Annotated in this window: 10 protein-coding genes and 1 pseudogene; 10 read left to right on the top strand and 1 reads right to left on the bottom strand. The window is 58.7% G+C overall.

Annotated elements, in window-relative coordinates; all coding sequences use genetic code 11:
- Nucleotides 1–1,112: 1,112 nt before the first annotated feature.
- From FRZ40_RS41745 to FRZ40_RS41785, 9 genes are all read left to right on the top strand, one after another.
- Nucleotides 1,113–2,900, top strand: a complete 1,788-nt coding sequence (locus FRZ40_RS41745; protein WP_147238189.1) for a SulP family inorganic anion transporter — start codon at nt 1,113–1,115, stop codon at nt 2,898–2,900.
- Nucleotides 2,901–2,989: 89 nt separating this feature from the next.
- The gene (locus tag FRZ40_RS41750) at nt 2,990–4,375 is read left to right on the top strand and encodes a DUF2254 domain-containing protein (RefSeq protein WP_231516258.1); all 1,386 of its coding nucleotides are present in this window, start codon (nt 2,990–2,992) and stop codon (nt 4,373–4,375) included.
- 496 nt (nt 4,376–4,871) lie between these two features.
- Nucleotides 4,872–5,276 (top strand): hypothetical protein, encoded by a 405-nt coding sequence (locus FRZ40_RS41755; protein ID WP_147238190.1) that lies wholly within the window; start codon nt 4,872–4,874, stop codon nt 5,274–5,276.
- An 892-nt stretch (nt 5,277–6,168) separates the two neighbouring features.
- Nucleotides 6,169–8,532, top strand: coding sequence for an ornithine decarboxylase (speC, locus tag FRZ40_RS41760; protein WP_147238191.1), 2,364 nt, complete (start codon nt 6,169–6,171; stop codon nt 8,530–8,532).
- Between the two features lie 30 nt (nt 8,533–8,562).
- Nucleotides 8,563–10,809, top strand: a complete 2,247-nt coding sequence (gene potE / locus FRZ40_RS41765; RefSeq protein ID WP_147238192.1) for a putrescine-ornithine antiporter — start codon at nt 8,563–8,565, stop codon at nt 10,807–10,809.
- Nucleotides 10,810–10,926: 117 nt separating this feature from the next.
- Nucleotides 10,927–11,205, top strand: a complete 279-nt coding sequence (locus FRZ40_RS41770) for a hypothetical protein (protein WP_193567071.1) — start codon at nt 10,927–10,929, stop codon at nt 11,203–11,205.
- Between the two features lie 54 nt (nt 11,206–11,259).
- Nucleotides 11,260–11,715, top strand: coding sequence for a universal stress protein (locus FRZ40_RS41775; protein ID WP_158647081.1), 456 nt, complete (start codon nt 11,260–11,262; stop codon nt 11,713–11,715).
- 321 nt (nt 11,716–12,036) lie between these two features.
- Nucleotides 12,037–13,281, top strand: coding sequence for a hypothetical protein (locus FRZ40_RS41780; RefSeq protein WP_028369071.1), 1,245 nt, complete (start codon nt 12,037–12,039; stop codon nt 13,279–13,281).
- 46 nt (nt 13,282–13,327) lie between these two features.
- The gene (locus tag FRZ40_RS41785) at nt 13,328–13,957 is read left to right on the top strand and encodes a MarR family transcriptional regulator (RefSeq protein ID WP_028369070.1); all 630 of its coding nucleotides are present in this window, start codon (nt 13,328–13,330) and stop codon (nt 13,955–13,957) included.
- A 331-nt stretch (nt 13,958–14,288) separates the two neighbouring features.
- Here the strand turns inward: FRZ40_RS41785 and FRZ40_RS45615 are convergent.
- A pseudogene (locus FRZ40_RS45615) lies at nt 14,289–14,504 on the bottom strand (LysR substrate-binding domain-containing protein); the annotation flags it as partial.
- Between FRZ40_RS45615 and FRZ40_RS41795 the strand changes: the two are divergent.
- Complete coding sequence (locus FRZ40_RS41795; protein WP_240057496.1) at nt 14,451–14,945, top strand: 2Fe-2S iron-sulfur cluster-binding protein; 495 nt, start codon at nt 14,451–14,453, stop codon at nt 14,943–14,945. The pseudogene FRZ40_RS45615 and the gene FRZ40_RS41795 sit on opposite strands and share 54 nt — an antisense overlap.
- Nucleotides 14,946–14,966: the final 21 nt, after the last annotated feature.

Below are 14,966 nucleotides of genomic sequence, written 5' to 3' on the forward strand. Positions count from 1 at the left end.
GCTGCCCATCCAGGCAGATCGCAAATTCGGAGGACTAACGTGTCGCAGACACGGGTGTGCAGGACCACGGATGCGAGCGTAAGCCTCATCTTCGCCCCGCACGGCATGCGGGGGGACTCGTCCTTGCCATGTCCGATGATCGACGTAGACCCCCAAGGCGATGAAGCTTAACGCATTCGCCTCGCACGACCTCGTTGCCGGCGACGTGCGTGGCAGCGCTCTCAGACGCCTGCCGATTGCGACTGCAAGGCTTTGGGCCAGCGGCTTCCTGCCAGCGTGCTCGTACGCCTCAAAAACGGTCGAAGCTGCCATTGACCAGGAACGCGATTCGAGCGAGCGGTATTGGATTCGGCCGTGCCGGGTTCGTCGAGACGGCCTGGGCTGCACACATGTCTCGTTCTGCAGCGGCGCTCACACCGGTAAGCTTGCTTGACATTGCAAACGCGCCCTCCAACCGTTGATTTCAGTTTTCTGTGCGAAGAGGTATGTGAGAGTACTTCCGGAGCGCTGCAGCATTTGGCGGTTGTCTCGTCACTGAACGATAGGGCGCTCGAGAATGTCTGCTTGACCTATGTCGATCGCGTCCGCGCTTCTGGCGAACTAATAGCCGACCAAAGTCCAGGCAGCTTTCGCACCGCAATATCGGATGCCCGGCGTTTCCGTCTCACGCAGGTGCCCGCGCGGCACGCTGTAACGGCCAGGCTGCTGGACAGGGAACCGTTCTGGGCCGAGCAATATCCGCGTCAATGCCGTTTCATGCAGACATGGAATCACTGAGTGCCGACCTATTGCGCCCAATTCGCCGATCGACGGCCAGGGGCTCTCAAGGCATTGACCTGAATCAATCTCGTGGTTGATACGCGTGCGTATTGTGATTTATGCGGAGCGGGATGCTGCGGAATTTGCAGGAAAGCACGTGATGGTGTCGTTCGGTTTCGCGGGTTGGAAAACGCGTTGACGATGGCAAGCGCGTAGCGCTGTGGTGGTGCGGCATCGCACGCCAGACTCGCGTGAGCGGCGTGACCGCCATGGGACATACCACGACGGTCATCTGCTGCGTCGTCGTCCCGTTGCTAGATGAAGTCCTATCGACCGTCCCTAAGGAGGGTGACATGGCCAAGGTGCGGGTCCCCGACGCAGTTGCCCTCCCGGAGGTGTCCGCGAAAGGCTGGCGCGCGATTTTTCCACCGTTGCAGTGGTTGCCGCGCTACCAATGGCGCTGGCTTTCGGCCGACGCCATCGCGGGTGTGACCCTCGCAGCCTACGGCATACCTGTATCGCTTGCGTATGCGACGCTGGCGGGACTTCCGCCTCAATACGGCATCTATTGCTACCTGGCTGGCGGAATCCTCTACGCGCTGTTCGGATCATCGCGTCAGCTGGCCATCGGACCGACTTCTGCCATTTCGATGCTTGTCGGTGTAACTGTCGCGGATATGGCGGGCGGAGACCCTGTGCGTTTCGCGTCTATCGCTGCGCTGACTGCGATCCTTATCGCAGCCATGTGTCTTTGCGCGTGGATTTTCCGGCTGAGCTCGCTTGTCAACTTCATCAGCGAAACAATACTGCTCGGTTTCAAGGCGGGCGCGGCGCTGACCATCGCGTTGACACAATTGCCCAAGCTGTTCGGCGTCAAGGGCGGCGGGGAACAGTTCTTCGAGCGCATCACGGTCCTCATCGGGCAGCTTCCAGATACGCAGCTCGTCGTGCTGGCGTTTGGAATCGGCGTACTCGCGCTCCTGTTACTGGGCGAGAAGTTGCTTCCTGGTCGGCCTGTCGCCCTGTTCGTCGTAGTGTTATCGATTGTCCTTCTGACCGTGACGCCGCTTCGCGACATGGGATTCAAGGTCGTCGGCTTATTGCCGCGAGGCTTGCCTGAATTCCACTTCCCCTCGCTGCGAGTACGCGACGTCGACGGCATCGTTTCATTGGCATTCGCCTGTCTGCTGTTGTCATATGTAGAAAGCGTCTCCGCTGCACGGGCGATTGCCCAGAAGAATGGTTATGAAATTGACCCGCGTCAGGAACTGTTGGGATTGGGCGCGGCCAACCTCGCGTCCGGGCTTTTTCAGGGTTATCCCGTGGCGGGCGGTCTCTCGCAGTCGTCTGTTAACGACAAGGCGGGCGCGCAGACGCCGCTTGCGCTTGTGTTTGCTTCGATCGCAATCGGCTTGTGTCTGTTGTTCCTGACGGGACTGCTCACCAATCTGCCCAACGTCGTGCTCGCTGCAATCGTGCTCGTGGCTGTCAAAGGACTGGTGGATATCCGCGAATTGCGTCATGTCTGGCGCGTGAGCCGCTATGAGTTTACGGTCGCGATGGTCGCGTTTGCCGCCGTATTGCTGCTCGGTATCCTCAAGGGAGTGATCTTCGCGGTTCTGGCCTCGATGTTACTGCTCATCCGGCGCGCCGCGCATCCGCACGTCGCGGTGCTGGGACGCATTCCCGACACCCAACGGTTTTCCGATGTCGAACGTCACCCTGACAACGAGGCGATCCCTGGGGTGCTCATTTTCCGCGTCGAGGCGTCGCTGCTTTATTTCAATACAGAACATGTGCGGGCGACGATACTGCAGCGGGTCCACTCAGATGCGAGCCCTGTGAAGCTGGTGATCTGCGACCTGTCCAGTTCGCCCGCCGTCGACATAGCGGGCGCGCGGATGTTGGCGGCCCTGCACGTCGAACTCGAGAAAGAGGGGAGACGCTTACGAATTGTCGGGGCGCACGCAGGCGCGCGGGACATACTTCGCGCAGAAGGCCTTGAAGAACAGACGGGAGATTTCGGGCGCAGGCTCTCGGTCAACGACGTCGTACAAGCGTTCCTGGACGGTGACGCGGCAGTACCTCGCGTGGGGGACGCCGCAATCGCAACGCAACCCGATCAGGATGGCACAGCGTGACACCCGAGAGGCGTGCGCCGCAATGCTCATTTCGTTCAACCCTGTGAACAGTGAAAGAGTGTCCCATGGCGTGGAACCGAAGATATAGCGTGATCAGCTACGCACGGTCGTCCCTCTGGATAGTGCCCATTCTTGCTTTAGTCGCCGGCATGGCACTGAAGCGGATCGCCGAGTATCTCGGCGGCTGGTTGACTGCGTATCATGGCGTCGATCTTGCGCACGGATTCCTCGCTGTCAACGCCGAAGAGGCGCATTCGATTCTTGATCGGATCTTCACGCTTAACCTTTCCTGTCTCGTGTTCAGCTTCGGCTCGCTGCTTGTTGCGATTCAGGTGGCGGGCGGCCAGTACACGCCGCGCATCATAGCGACCACCCTGTTGCGGGACAACGTAATCCGGTGGATCGTGGGGCTCTTCGTGTTTTCGCTTCTATGGACCCATCGGACCATGGCCGAACTCGGCCAATCCGCCGCCGTGCCCCAGCTTCAGGTATTTCTTGCGACGGTGATTGGACTCGCTTCCCTGGTCGCATTCATTCTGCTGATCGATTACTCCGCGCGATTGATGCGACCGGTCAGCCTGATAGGCCGGGTGGCGGATCAGGGATTCGCCGTGATCCGGCATATCTATCCCTGTGCGTTCCCCGAGGGAGATGGGTCGGCGCCCTCAGGCACGCCCGAAAGTGTGCAACGAACGAAACAGGCGCAGGCGTTGTGCAGCGGCGGTAAGCGCACGTCAACCGATCCGTCGAACAGCCGGCGTGTGGTGGTCTATCGGGGGCGATCCGGCGTCGTGCTTGCGGTTAACCTTCAAGGCCTTGCGCGTGAAGCCGAGCGTCTGGGCTGCGTCATTGAGTTTGCAGTCCAGGTAGGCGATTTCATCGCCACCGATGAGCCGCTTTTCTACATTTATGAAGCGAGCGGGGCGATCACCGACGCCGCCGAACGCCGTTTACATCACTTTGTTGCGCTCGGTACAGAGAGAACGATGGAGCAGGACCCGATGTTCGCGTTCAGGATTGAAGTCGACATTGCGTTGAAGGCTCTATCTCCCGCGATCAATGATCCTACGACCGCTGTGCTGGCAATCGACCAGTTGCATCGGCTGCTACGTGTCGTCGGCAAGCAGTCTCTCATCAATCGTACGGTGAACGACGAGCGCGGACAGCCGCGCGTGCTTTTCCGTACGCCCGGCTGGTCCGATTACGTCCACATCAGTTGCAGGGAAATCCGGCAGTACGGCGCGGGTAGCCTGCAAATCGAAAGACGATTGCGCGCGATGATCGAAAACCTGATGAAAACATTGCCCGCATCGCGTCACCCGGCCTTGCGCCGTGAGCTCGAACTGCTTGACGCGGCAATCCTCCGTGAGCACATGTTCGATGAGGACATGCAATTGGCGAGAATCCCGGATACGCAAGGGCTTGGCGGGGCGTCGGAGGCAACCGTGCAGTCGAAAGCCGAGCTGGAGGGTTAGGTCGACCAAACGGACGCGCACACCATTCACAGGATCTCCACAAATCTGGCCGGATTTCCGTAAGCGGACAATCCGGCGCGCAATCAATCCCCGTCGTTCCGTGGCGTTTGAACCGTCGCTTCATTGATCGAAGCAATGGTTAGGACAACACCGTCTTGTTCTGCTTCACATCAGTCGTGCAAAACCCTCCATCGCACACCATGCATCCATTCACGCGGAGATTCGCCGAACAAGAATTCTTTCGACGGCTATGAGAGCACCTCATGCATCGCCCACTTCCGATTCTGGAGCGCACCTGACTATTTGACATGCCTCAATGGAGAAAGGTCTCGAATGATTAACGTTAGCTGATGGAATCCGGGTGAACCGGGTTCTATTGTGTCGGAAGCATGGAGGGCGTTTGCGCAAGCTTCCATCGCTCAATTGGACATATCAACATCGCTCTGGATGTGATGCAGGCAGGCCTGAAGCACCAGGAGTAGAGGCAGGAGATCTTATGTTGAAATCGAACCGGAAGTACGCGCTGACCGCTTGGTGCGCGCGCATTGGCGTCGTTGCGACGCTTGCGACAGGCACGGCGAGCGCAGTTGCGAGCAATCTCGATTTTCTCAACGATACGCCAATGTCGTACATCAATAGCTCCGACATTGAATCGATCAAACGTGCGCTTGCTGACGCACTCAATACGAACGCGGACGGCGAAATGCGCCGATGGATGAATGATGGTACCGGAAACAGCATACAGATAAGCGGCATGTTGACGCCGGAAAGTACAATTCGCGAAGGGAGCAGGACATGCCGCCACGTTCTCGTCGTTCTGGTTGCGAAAGGTCAGTCAATGGACTTTCACCCCGATTTTTGCAGGTCGCCGCAGGAGGAGTGGACTTTGCAAAAGCGTTGAATACCACGGCAGCTGACCGTGCTGACCGCGCGCAGTATCCAGCCGCCCCCATCGCCGTGATGGGACCTTTCGATGAGAGTGAGGCGTGTGCGGCTGTCAGACCGCGCAGCCGGGAATAAGCCGTGTGAAGACTTTTCGCCTGTCGCGTTGCGCCGGCTTTCGGTGATGGAGAAAAGAAGAACATTACCCGATACAGCGCGCCGTGTACCGTTGCCCCTCGCAGCACAGCGTGCGACGGCGTTCAATACCGCTTTTTCCAGTCATGCAACGCCGTGTGGAAATGTACTGCGGATTTCCTGCCTTGTGAGGCGTTGTGCGCGTTGAATAGTCGGCCGCGCAGCCAGGCGCCTTGAATCCTCTTGGCAAACGATCCTGAACGAGGCGTTGCATCTACCGAAGATGCCGGCTCTCCGTGTGAGCTTCCGGGATTCGAATTTGACACAGGGGTAAGCACATTCGATGAGAAATGCAGGCATAACCACTCGACTGCGCCCGGTTGCAATGGATCGCTTTCCGACAACCAGTTTGTGCCACACACGCTGCAGCGGAAATGGCGTACGACAACGGCAGGCCGTCCGAGCCGATAGAGTCGCCGAGGGCTTTGCACTTCAGTTAGCCATTCGTGGCCTGTCTGAGGCTCGCATCCTTGCATTCTCGTGCACGCTTCGCAGGACATGGGGGCAAGTGTCAAAACGTCTGGCAAGGTCTGGACCGAAAGATTTCCCCAGCCCGGTTTGTCGTGCAGCGGTCGTGCGCAGACAAATCGATCTTCATACGTACGGGAGTGGGGCATGGAATCAGGATATCGACGCGGCAAAGGTGGGATTTGATCTGAGTCAAGGGGCGCCTGTCCCCTGGTGCTTGAATCAAGATGCAAGCAGGAGGCGCGATCATGATTCCCCGTTCCGTCAAAGCACCGACCATACCGATTCCGTTCCACAAACTGCTAAAGGTGGTGGTGATCGTCGAGCGGACGGAGGCGGATACTAAAGTACTGCTTGATTCCATGACGGCGGAGGGGCTGCGCGTCGAGGTGAGCGATGTCTGGAAGCGAGACGTCGATGAAGACGCCGATGTCGGAGCTTACATCTTCGCCGTGGACGGCGAGCATATCGGGAAAGCGCGCGAGCTCGCGAGAGGTGTTCGCTCACTCGGCTTTCATACTCCCCTTTGGGCCCTGGCCAACAACCATGGCCTGTCTGACCTCGTCGTCGAGGGCGCGTTAGGCGAAGTCGACGGCTATATCTATCTCGGCCAGCAAACACCTGCCTTTTACGCGAAACAGGTGGCCGTAAGTCTCGTGAAGTACGGGATGAGTCTTCTCCCGCCTTTCTTCGGTGGATTGGTTGCCTACGACGCCGAAGCCAATATAGCCTTCGACTGTCCTGGACACCAGGGTGGCCAGTTCTATCGAAAATCTCCCGCGGGACAGCTCTTCTTTAAACACTTCGGCGAAAGCATTTTTCGGAATGATCTGTGCAACGCAGATGTGGATCTGGGCGATCTGCTGATCCATGAGGGACCGGCAGCGGAGGCGGAACGTCACGCGGCCGCCGTATTCGGTGCCGACCAGACTTATTTCGTCCTGAACGGTACCAGCACGTCGAACAAGATCGTGACGGGTGCGGTGCTCCGACGCGGCGACCTTGTGCTGTTCGACCGGAACAATCACAAATCGGTGCATCAGGGCGCGCTGGTGCAGGCGGGAGCCATTCCCGTCTTCCTGCCAACGGCTCGGAATCCGTTCGGCATGATCGGAGCCGTCGACTGGGACGCCTGGGACGAGCACCGGTTACGCGAGCAGATCCGGGCAAATCCGCTCGTGAACGATCCGGAGCGCAGCAGGGCGCAGCGGCCCTTCCGACTGGCGTGCATCCAGCTCGATACCTATGACGGCACCATCTACAACGTACGCCGGGTACTGGAAAAAATCGGACATCTCTGCGAATACGTGCTGTGGGACGAGGCGTGGATCGGGTACAACGCCTTCCATCCGCTGTTTGAAGATCATAGCCCGATGCGTCTGAAGAACCTGACGTCGGACATGCCGGGACTCTTCTCCACACAATCTGTCCATAAACAGGGTGCGGGCTTTTCTCAGGCGTCACAGATCCACAAGCGCGACGAACATATTCGTGGCCAGAAGCGCTTCATCGAGCACAGGCGCTTCAATGAATCGTTCCTCATGCATGCGAGCACTTCGCCGTTTTATCCGCTCTTTGCTTCACTCGACGTAAACGCAAAGATTCATGAGGGCAAGGCGGGCGAGATGCTATGGGACCATTGCATCGCGCTGGGAATCGAGGCGCGCAAGAAAATCCGGCAGTTTGTTCACCACTACGCGGCGACCGGACAGTGCAAGGAAGAGCAGTGGTTTTTCGATCCTTTCGTGCCCGATGTCGTCACGCTTCGAGATTCGAAGTTCACGACGGACGTCGAGAACGTCGCTTGGGAATCGTTGCCGACCGAAGTCATCAAGCGCGAGCAGCAATGCTGGGCTTTCGATCCCGACGCAACGTGGCATGGCTACGAGGGGTATGCGAAAGGCTATGCCATGGTGGATCCGAACAAGCTCACGTTACTGACACCGGGCATCGACAGGGGTACGGGCGACTACCTCAATTTCGGGGTCCCCGCGACCGTCGTCGCGAACTATCTGCGTGAGGAAGGCATCGTTCCCGAGAAATGTGACCTGAACAGCATCCTCTTCCTCATGACGCCCGCGGAAGATGAGAGCAAGCTGAATACGCTGATCGCCAGGCTCGTCAGGTTCAAGAATCTCTGGGATAACGATGCGTCGCTGGCGGAGGTATTACCCACGCTGTATGCGGCGCACAGCACACGCTATGCGGGCTACACGCTTCGGCAGGTGTGCAACGAGATGCACAGCTTCTACAGGGAAGCCAACGTGAAGGAATTGCAGCGGCTTTGCTTCCGTGCATCCAGCTTCCCCGAACTCGCGATGTCGCCCGAGGCGGCATATGAGCATCTCGTCGCGAACAACGTCCAGTATGTGCCGCTTGACGAGGTTCGTGGCCGCATCTCCGCCACGCTCGCACTGATCTACCCGCCGGGTATTGGTGTTGTCCTTCCAGGTGAACGCTGGGACGAACGCGCGCAACCGATGCTCGACTACTTCATGGCATTTCAGGAATCGTTCAACCGCTTTCCGGGCTTCAACTACGAAGTGCAGGGGGTGTTCCAGGAGCGCGAGGGCGGTCGCATCCGTTTCTATACCTACGTCGTATGCGAATAGCAGCAACTGTTGGAGACGAGGAGATTGACCATGTCTGATCAACCCAAAAAGATGAATGTCGTGCAACTGACGTTCATTGTCACGGTTAACATGATGGGCTCGGGCATCATCATGCTGCCGACCAATATGGCAAAGGTGGGGGCCATCTCCCTGCTGTCCTGGCTGGTGACGGCAGTCGGGTCCCTGGCTATTGCGTACGGTTTCGCCGAAGCGGGACTGCTCAACCAGCGCGCGGGAGGAATGGCAGCCTATGCAGAGGATGGCTATGGCAAGGACGGGTACTTCCAGGTGTTCTTCCTGTATTTCCTGTCGATCGCGATCGCTAATGTGGCTGTTGCAAGCTCGGCGCTCGGGTATCTCGCGGCGTTCTTTCCTGTTCTCACATCATCGCCCGTCGCCACCTGCGTTGGCGTGATTGCGCTGCTGTGGCTCACTACCGTTGCGAATTTCGGTGGACCGAAGTTGACGGGGCGCATCGGGGCGGTAACCGTATGGGGTGTCATCCTGCCCGTCGGGTTCATCTCGATCGCAGGGTGGTTCTGGTTTCACGGCGGGACGTTTGCCGCTGCCTGGAATCCCAAGGGGGTCAGCCTGCTCGAAGGCATGGGTTCAAGCATCTCCCTGACGCTCTGGGCGTTCCTCGGCATGGAGTCTGCAGTCCAGAACTCGTCCGCTGTGGAAAACCCCAAGCGCGACGTTCCGCTGGCGTGCATGTTCGGAACGTTGGGCGCCGCGGTGATCTACATTCTGTCCACGGCTGCTATCCAGGGCATCGTGCCGAATGCGGAGCTTGCCGCATCGACCGGTCCGTTCGGGCTCGCCTTTGCGCGCATGTTCAACCCGGCAGTCGGTTCGATCGTGATGGCGCTGGCTGCGCTGGCTTGCGTGGGATCGTTGCTGGGATGGCAGTTCACATTAGCTCAAACGGCCAAGGATGCGGCGGACAGCAGGATGTTCCCGGGCATTTTTGGCAAGGCAAACAGTATGGGCGCGCCCATCGCCGGCATGGTCATCATGGGCGTCGTCCAGTCATTGATGGCGCTGTCGACTATCTCGCCAAACCTCAGTGAACAGTTTGCGGCTCTCGTCAATCTGGCTGTCGTCACCAATGTGCTGCCGTACATCATTTCCCTGTCGGCGCTGTTCGTGATGATGCGCAACGCCGGTACGATGCCCGCGAAATACCGCCTAAATGCGATCGTGACGGTCATCGCGCTCGCGTACTCGGTGTATGCGATCTATGCGTCTGGTAAAGACGCTGTGCTCGGCGGCATGCTGGTCATGGCAATTGGCTATGTGATCTACGGCTTCATGGCCTTCCGCTTTACAGCGGTGACTGCTTCCGGACGCGCGGCCGCGGCCTCTGCGGCAGCTGCGCTGGCAATCGCTTTTCTGGTGCTGGCGGGTCTGCTGCCGCGCCCAGCCCATGCAGATGAGCCTGCGTCCGCAGGCGCATTCGGGAGAATCAAACAGTCCGGCGTGATCAATCTGGGCTACATCGGCGACGCGCAGCCATTCTCATATAAGGATCAGACTGGCCGCATCACGGGGTACACCGTCGCGCTGTGCCAGAAAATCGCCGACGCGATCAAGACGGAAAGTGGTCTGGGAACGCTGAAAGTCAACTGGGTAGCCGTCACGCCCGACGCCCGTCTGCGCGCCGTACAGGATCACCGGATCGACCTGTTATGCGGTGACGCCGACACGCTTGCCGCCCGGGCAGGCATATCGTTCTCCATCCCCGTGTACCCGGGCGGCATCGGCGCCGTCCTGCGTTCGGATGCGCCGGCGGGGTTGAAAGAGGTTCTGTCCGGGGCGAGCCCCGCGCATCCAACGTGGCGCGCGGTACCGGCGCAGCTGATTTCGCGGCAGACCATCTCCGTTGTCGATGGCTCGCCTGCACAGCGCTGGCTAGGCGGCAAACTCGGGCAGTTCCAGATTACGGCGTCGGTCATTCCCGTATCCGATGTCCAGTCGGGTGTGCGCAGGGTTCTTGACCGGCAGTCGAATGTGTTCTTTGGCGAACGCTCGCTGCTGCTTGCGGTAGCGAGCAGTAGTCCGGCCTCCGGCGACCTGATAGTGCTCGACCGTCACTTCACCTACCTGCCCGTGGCGATCGGAATGGCGCGAGGTGACGACGACCTCCGCCTGCTGGTCGATCGTACGTTGAGCCGGTTCTTTGCTTCATCGGAGTTTCCGGCGCTGTACACGAGGTGGTTCGGCGCGGCTGACGCCGATACGCGCAATTTCTTCCGCCTCAGTGCGCTGCCGGAATGAGCTTGGCCGGTAGGCCCGGGCGGTCTCCCGCGGGACCGCCTGTCTGCCCGGAACTGCCAGCTTCCTGCACGGGTAGGGAGCGGCAGACCTACGCATCGCTGACAAGGAGAGTTCGCCATGAAGAAAGCCATCGCATCTGTGATCACCGCTTGTCTTTTGCTGCCTCCCGTTTCCAGTGTTTGGGCGCAAGAAAGTTCGGCAGCAAGCCCATCGGCTGCCGCCGCTAGTCATCCCGATGAGATTGTGAAAATGCATCAGCAGGTTGCGGCCGCGAATCGCGAATATGACCGGGAGGTCGCTGCTGCAAGGAAAGTCTTTGACCACAAGAAAGCTGAAGCCAGGAAGAAGCGCAACGCTGCTATTGAAGCCGCACAGAGTGGCGTGAACCAGCAGTAAGCCAATGCAAGGGCGCGAGCGGCAAGCGCCGGGATTCTGGATGACGGGGGCAGCGTGTACAAACGGATCTTTGTGCCATACGACGGAACGCTGCCGTCGAAGCTCGCGTTAGATGAGGCGATGTACATTGCGAAACTTTCGGGTGGCGTGATAGAGGTTGTTTCCATAGTTGAAGAAAGTATGTCGTTGATCGCCCTTGACTCCGGCTACGCAAATCAGATGGAACCTTCTGATTCAGCCACGCTGTCCTCGCTTTCTGTGATTGAAGAAGCCGGAACTCGCATCCAGGCCGCCGGTGTGCAGGGATCGGTCAGAGCCGTCTGCAGAGATGGACGGGACGTATCCGAGGCAATTCTGCTTTCAGCGGTCGATTGCGATGCGGATCTGGTTGTGATTGGAACGCACTGCAGGCGCGGTCTTCGCAGATGGGTTCATGGAAGCATTGTCGAGTCGCTGCTGCGACGGACCATCTTTCCGATATTGATTGTCCCGTGTAGAGCAACGGCATGAGGGGGACGGTGGTTTTCAGCGGGTGCTCCTTCATTGCAACTTGCATCGTTCGAGCTTTCGAGTTTTCGATCGCAGTCGGTGCTTCACCGAAAACTCAAGCGTTGCAAAAGCATTGTCCGGTGTCCGAGTGAAGGCCACCTCTTCCTGGTGATAAACGAGCATGGCCGTGGATCGCGGAAATATGATCTGTATCAATCCAGGCAACCAAGGCGATTTTACGATGGTCTCAAGCCAGGCACGCGCGCCTGGTCGCAGGTGCGTCGCCAGCGATGGCATGTTGCCGTGCCGGCTTATCTGATTGAAATAGAGAGGATGCCAAACATGAGTCGCTATCTGGGCCTCGGACCCAAGAGAACCGACGTTCCGTCGCCGTCGCCCGACGATATCCTGCACGATACGCAGAACTTCTCGCTCGTTCTAGGCGGCCCGCTGTTTCAGCTTCTGCGCCGCACGCACATGGCCGACGACGCGCTCGAGCTAGTGCGACAACGGGTTCTTGTTATCACGCTGGTGGCGTGGCTGCCTTTGCTTGTGCTCGCGGCGCTGGAGGGACATCTTCTCGATCGGAGCGTGACTATACCTTTCCTCCTTGATATGGAAGTGCACATTCGCTTCCTTGTTGCTGTGCCGATCCTGATCATTGCCGAACTCGTCGTGCATCGCCGCCTGCGTCCGATAACGAGGGCATTTCTCGACCGGAAAATCATTCCCGAGACTTCTGCGTCACGGTTTGATGAAGCCATCCGGGCGGCGTTTCGCCTTCGCAACTCGGTCGCCGCTGAGTTGTTGCTGGTGGCTGTCGTGTACGGACTGGGCGTCTTCGTCGTCTGGCGTCATTACACCGCGATGCAAACGACATCGACATGGTATGCGGTGCCAAATGCTGGCGGGCTGAACCTTTCGCTCGCCGGATGGTGGTACGGATATGTGAGTGTGCCGATATTTCAGTTCCTGCTGATCCGCTGGTATTTCCGGTTGTTTATCTGGATACGGTTTCTCTGGCATGTTTCGCGTATCGAGCTCAGTCTCGTTCCCACTCATCCGGATCGAGTCGGCGGTTTGGGATTTCTCGCCAATACCGTCTATGCATTCATGGCTCTCCTTGTTGCCCACGGCGCAATGCTTGCGGCGCAGTTCGCTAACCGCATTCTTTTCGCCGGCGCGGCACTCACGGAATTCAAGGCAGAAACTGCAGCGATGGTTCTCTTTCTGTTGTGTCTGGTCTTTGGTCCATTGCTGGTCTTCGCGCCTCAGTTGGCACAGGCGAAGCGCAACGGTCTGAGCGAATATGGCGCCCTGGCGGAACGGTACGTGCGCGAGTTTGACGCGAAATGGTTGCGGGGCGCCTCGCAGCCAGGCGAGCCCCTGGTCGGAAGTGCTGACATCCAGTCGCTTGCGGATCTCGCCAACAGCTTTGATGTCGTCCGCACCATGCGCATTGCACCCATTACGCGGGATGCCATCGTACGCCTCGCCGCGGCCGTGCTTATTCCGATCATGCCGCTGGCGCTGACCATGATGTCGCTGGAGGAACTACTCAAGAGACTGTTCGGACTGGTTTTCTAGGCAGGAAGCAACTTTTATACGGATATCGTGATCTGTGGAAATGCCGATGAAACGTGCAAATGGCTGGGACAAAGTCGAGGCTCGCGAAGCGATTCGGCAGGCCGCCTATGAACTCTCGAACAGTGGCATGTGCGAACGTTGGCAGGACGTATGGCACGCGCTGCGCGGGCGCTTCGATGTCGAACAACTGACAACCGTTTTTGATAATCCTCTCTGTCAAATCGACATTGAGCAACGATGTTATCGCGCACGAAATCCAGGCAGAGCGGAAGGCGAGTTGCGAACCGATCTTCCGGTTATCACGCCACGCGTAGAGGAAAAGCGCGATCCGCTTGATTCGCGGGCGATCGACTGGAAGATGCGAAAGGTTGGTCTGTTGGCTGCGCGAATCCTGGACATGTTGAGCGGTGGAATTGAATGCACTGCGATGGACCTCGCTCAACGCCTGGGGGTGAGCCGTAACGAAGTATTCAAGGCTGTCCGCCTGCTTTTGGCGGAGGGGACGCTCGAGATCACGAAGTGCGTTGCCGCGAAGCGCGGCGGGCGAGGGGCGCGCGTGTTTGCTCGCGCCGCGGCAACCACGGCACTGAAGGATGACGAGTTTCTGACACAAGCGCCGTGGAATGTGGTTGACCCTCTGGCGATGGCATTTCACAGCATGGCGCGCGGTGAGTGACTGACCGCTGACCGGGGGAGACGGTGCGATGGTCGCGCCTCAGCCCGCGGCGTCCCGAAGGAAGTGCCGACTTGCTTCCGCAGAAGTCGACTTTAGCAATGACAAACCTGATCTGATCTGGCGTCTGTAGTCCGCCAAGGTCGCGGCGAATGTAAGGCAACCCAGGCAGAGATGCCCTCATCACGCGCGCTTCCAAGCCCAGTGCCGGGACGCGCACGCCTCGGAAATACCCCGAACCGTCTGGCGGAGCAGCGGAATCGCCTGTTCGAGCAAAGGGATCGGCAATAGGACGCACATAGAAGTCCTGTCGCTGCACTCCAGATTGAACCGCCTTCATAGAAAGCACCGCATGTAGATGCTGATCACGCACCAGATTAAGGATCGCGGGGATGCTTTCGATCTCTAGCGCAATGTTCGGCTTCAACGAAGCCTGAGCCATTGCACCTTCGAGCAGCAGTCGAATGGAGTGGGGGCGACTCGGCATGACAAGCTGGTGCTGCGCTACTTGCGTGAGGCTGACGGGCTCCGGCCAGAAGATGCTGTTCATCTCGAGTACTTTGCCGGTGCAGATCCTATCGATCAAGGCACGCAGACATCGTTTGATGTGAAGCTTGCACGCTCCGGGAAAGTTCTCACGATCCCGGACGACAAGACGATCGTCGACGTGCGTCGAGTCGAAGGTGTCGAGGTAGAGGCTTCGTGTGAGCAAGGTGTTTGTGGAACGTGTGTGACAAGAGTGCTTGACGGTGTACCGGAGCATCACGACTGTTTCCTGACGGCTCAGGAGCACAGGCCACTGAGCGATCCCCCGGGCAAGCCAGAATTGCAGGATCGAAACCTTGCCGCTACTATCGCGGGATGCAAATCGACTCTCGCGAACGGCACCAATTCGCTGGGAAAACCGGCCGTCGCGGCGATCAACACAGTCACGCCGTCCAGCTCAAATCGCCAGGCGCTGGTGCGGATCGGCATGCGCGAGAAATTTTAGAGGCGGCTCCGCCGGGCAACG

It is taken from the genome of Paraburkholderia azotifigens (assembly GCF_007995085.1).
Taxonomy (GTDB): Bacteria; Pseudomonadota; Gammaproteobacteria; order Burkholderiales; family Burkholderiaceae; genus Paraburkholderia; species Paraburkholderia azotifigens.

Coding starts and splice junctions, on each gene's coding strand:
- speC (WP_147238191.1), top strand. CDS start 6,169: ATGATTCCCCGTTCCGTCAAAGCACCGACCATACCGATTCCGTTCCAC.
- FRZ40_RS41785 (WP_028369070.1), top strand. CDS start 13,328: ATGAAACGTGCAAATGGCTGGGACAAAGTCGAGGCTCGCGAAGCGATT.
- potE (WP_147238192.1), top strand. CDS start 8,563: ATGTCTGATCAACCCAAAAAGATGAATGTCGTGCAACTGACGTTCATT.
- FRZ40_RS41755 (WP_147238190.1), top strand. CDS start 4,872: ATGTTGAAATCGAACCGGAAGTACGCGCTGACCGCTTGGTGCGCGCGC.
- FRZ40_RS41745 (WP_147238189.1), top strand. CDS start 1,113: ATGGCCAAGGTGCGGGTCCCCGACGCAGTTGCCCTCCCGGAGGTGTCC.
- FRZ40_RS41780 (WP_028369071.1), top strand. CDS start 12,037: ATGAGTCGCTATCTGGGCCTCGGACCCAAGAGAACCGACGTTCCGTCG.
- FRZ40_RS41770 (WP_193567071.1), top strand. CDS start 10,927: ATGAAGAAAGCCATCGCATCTGTGATCACCGCTTGTCTTTTGCTGCCT.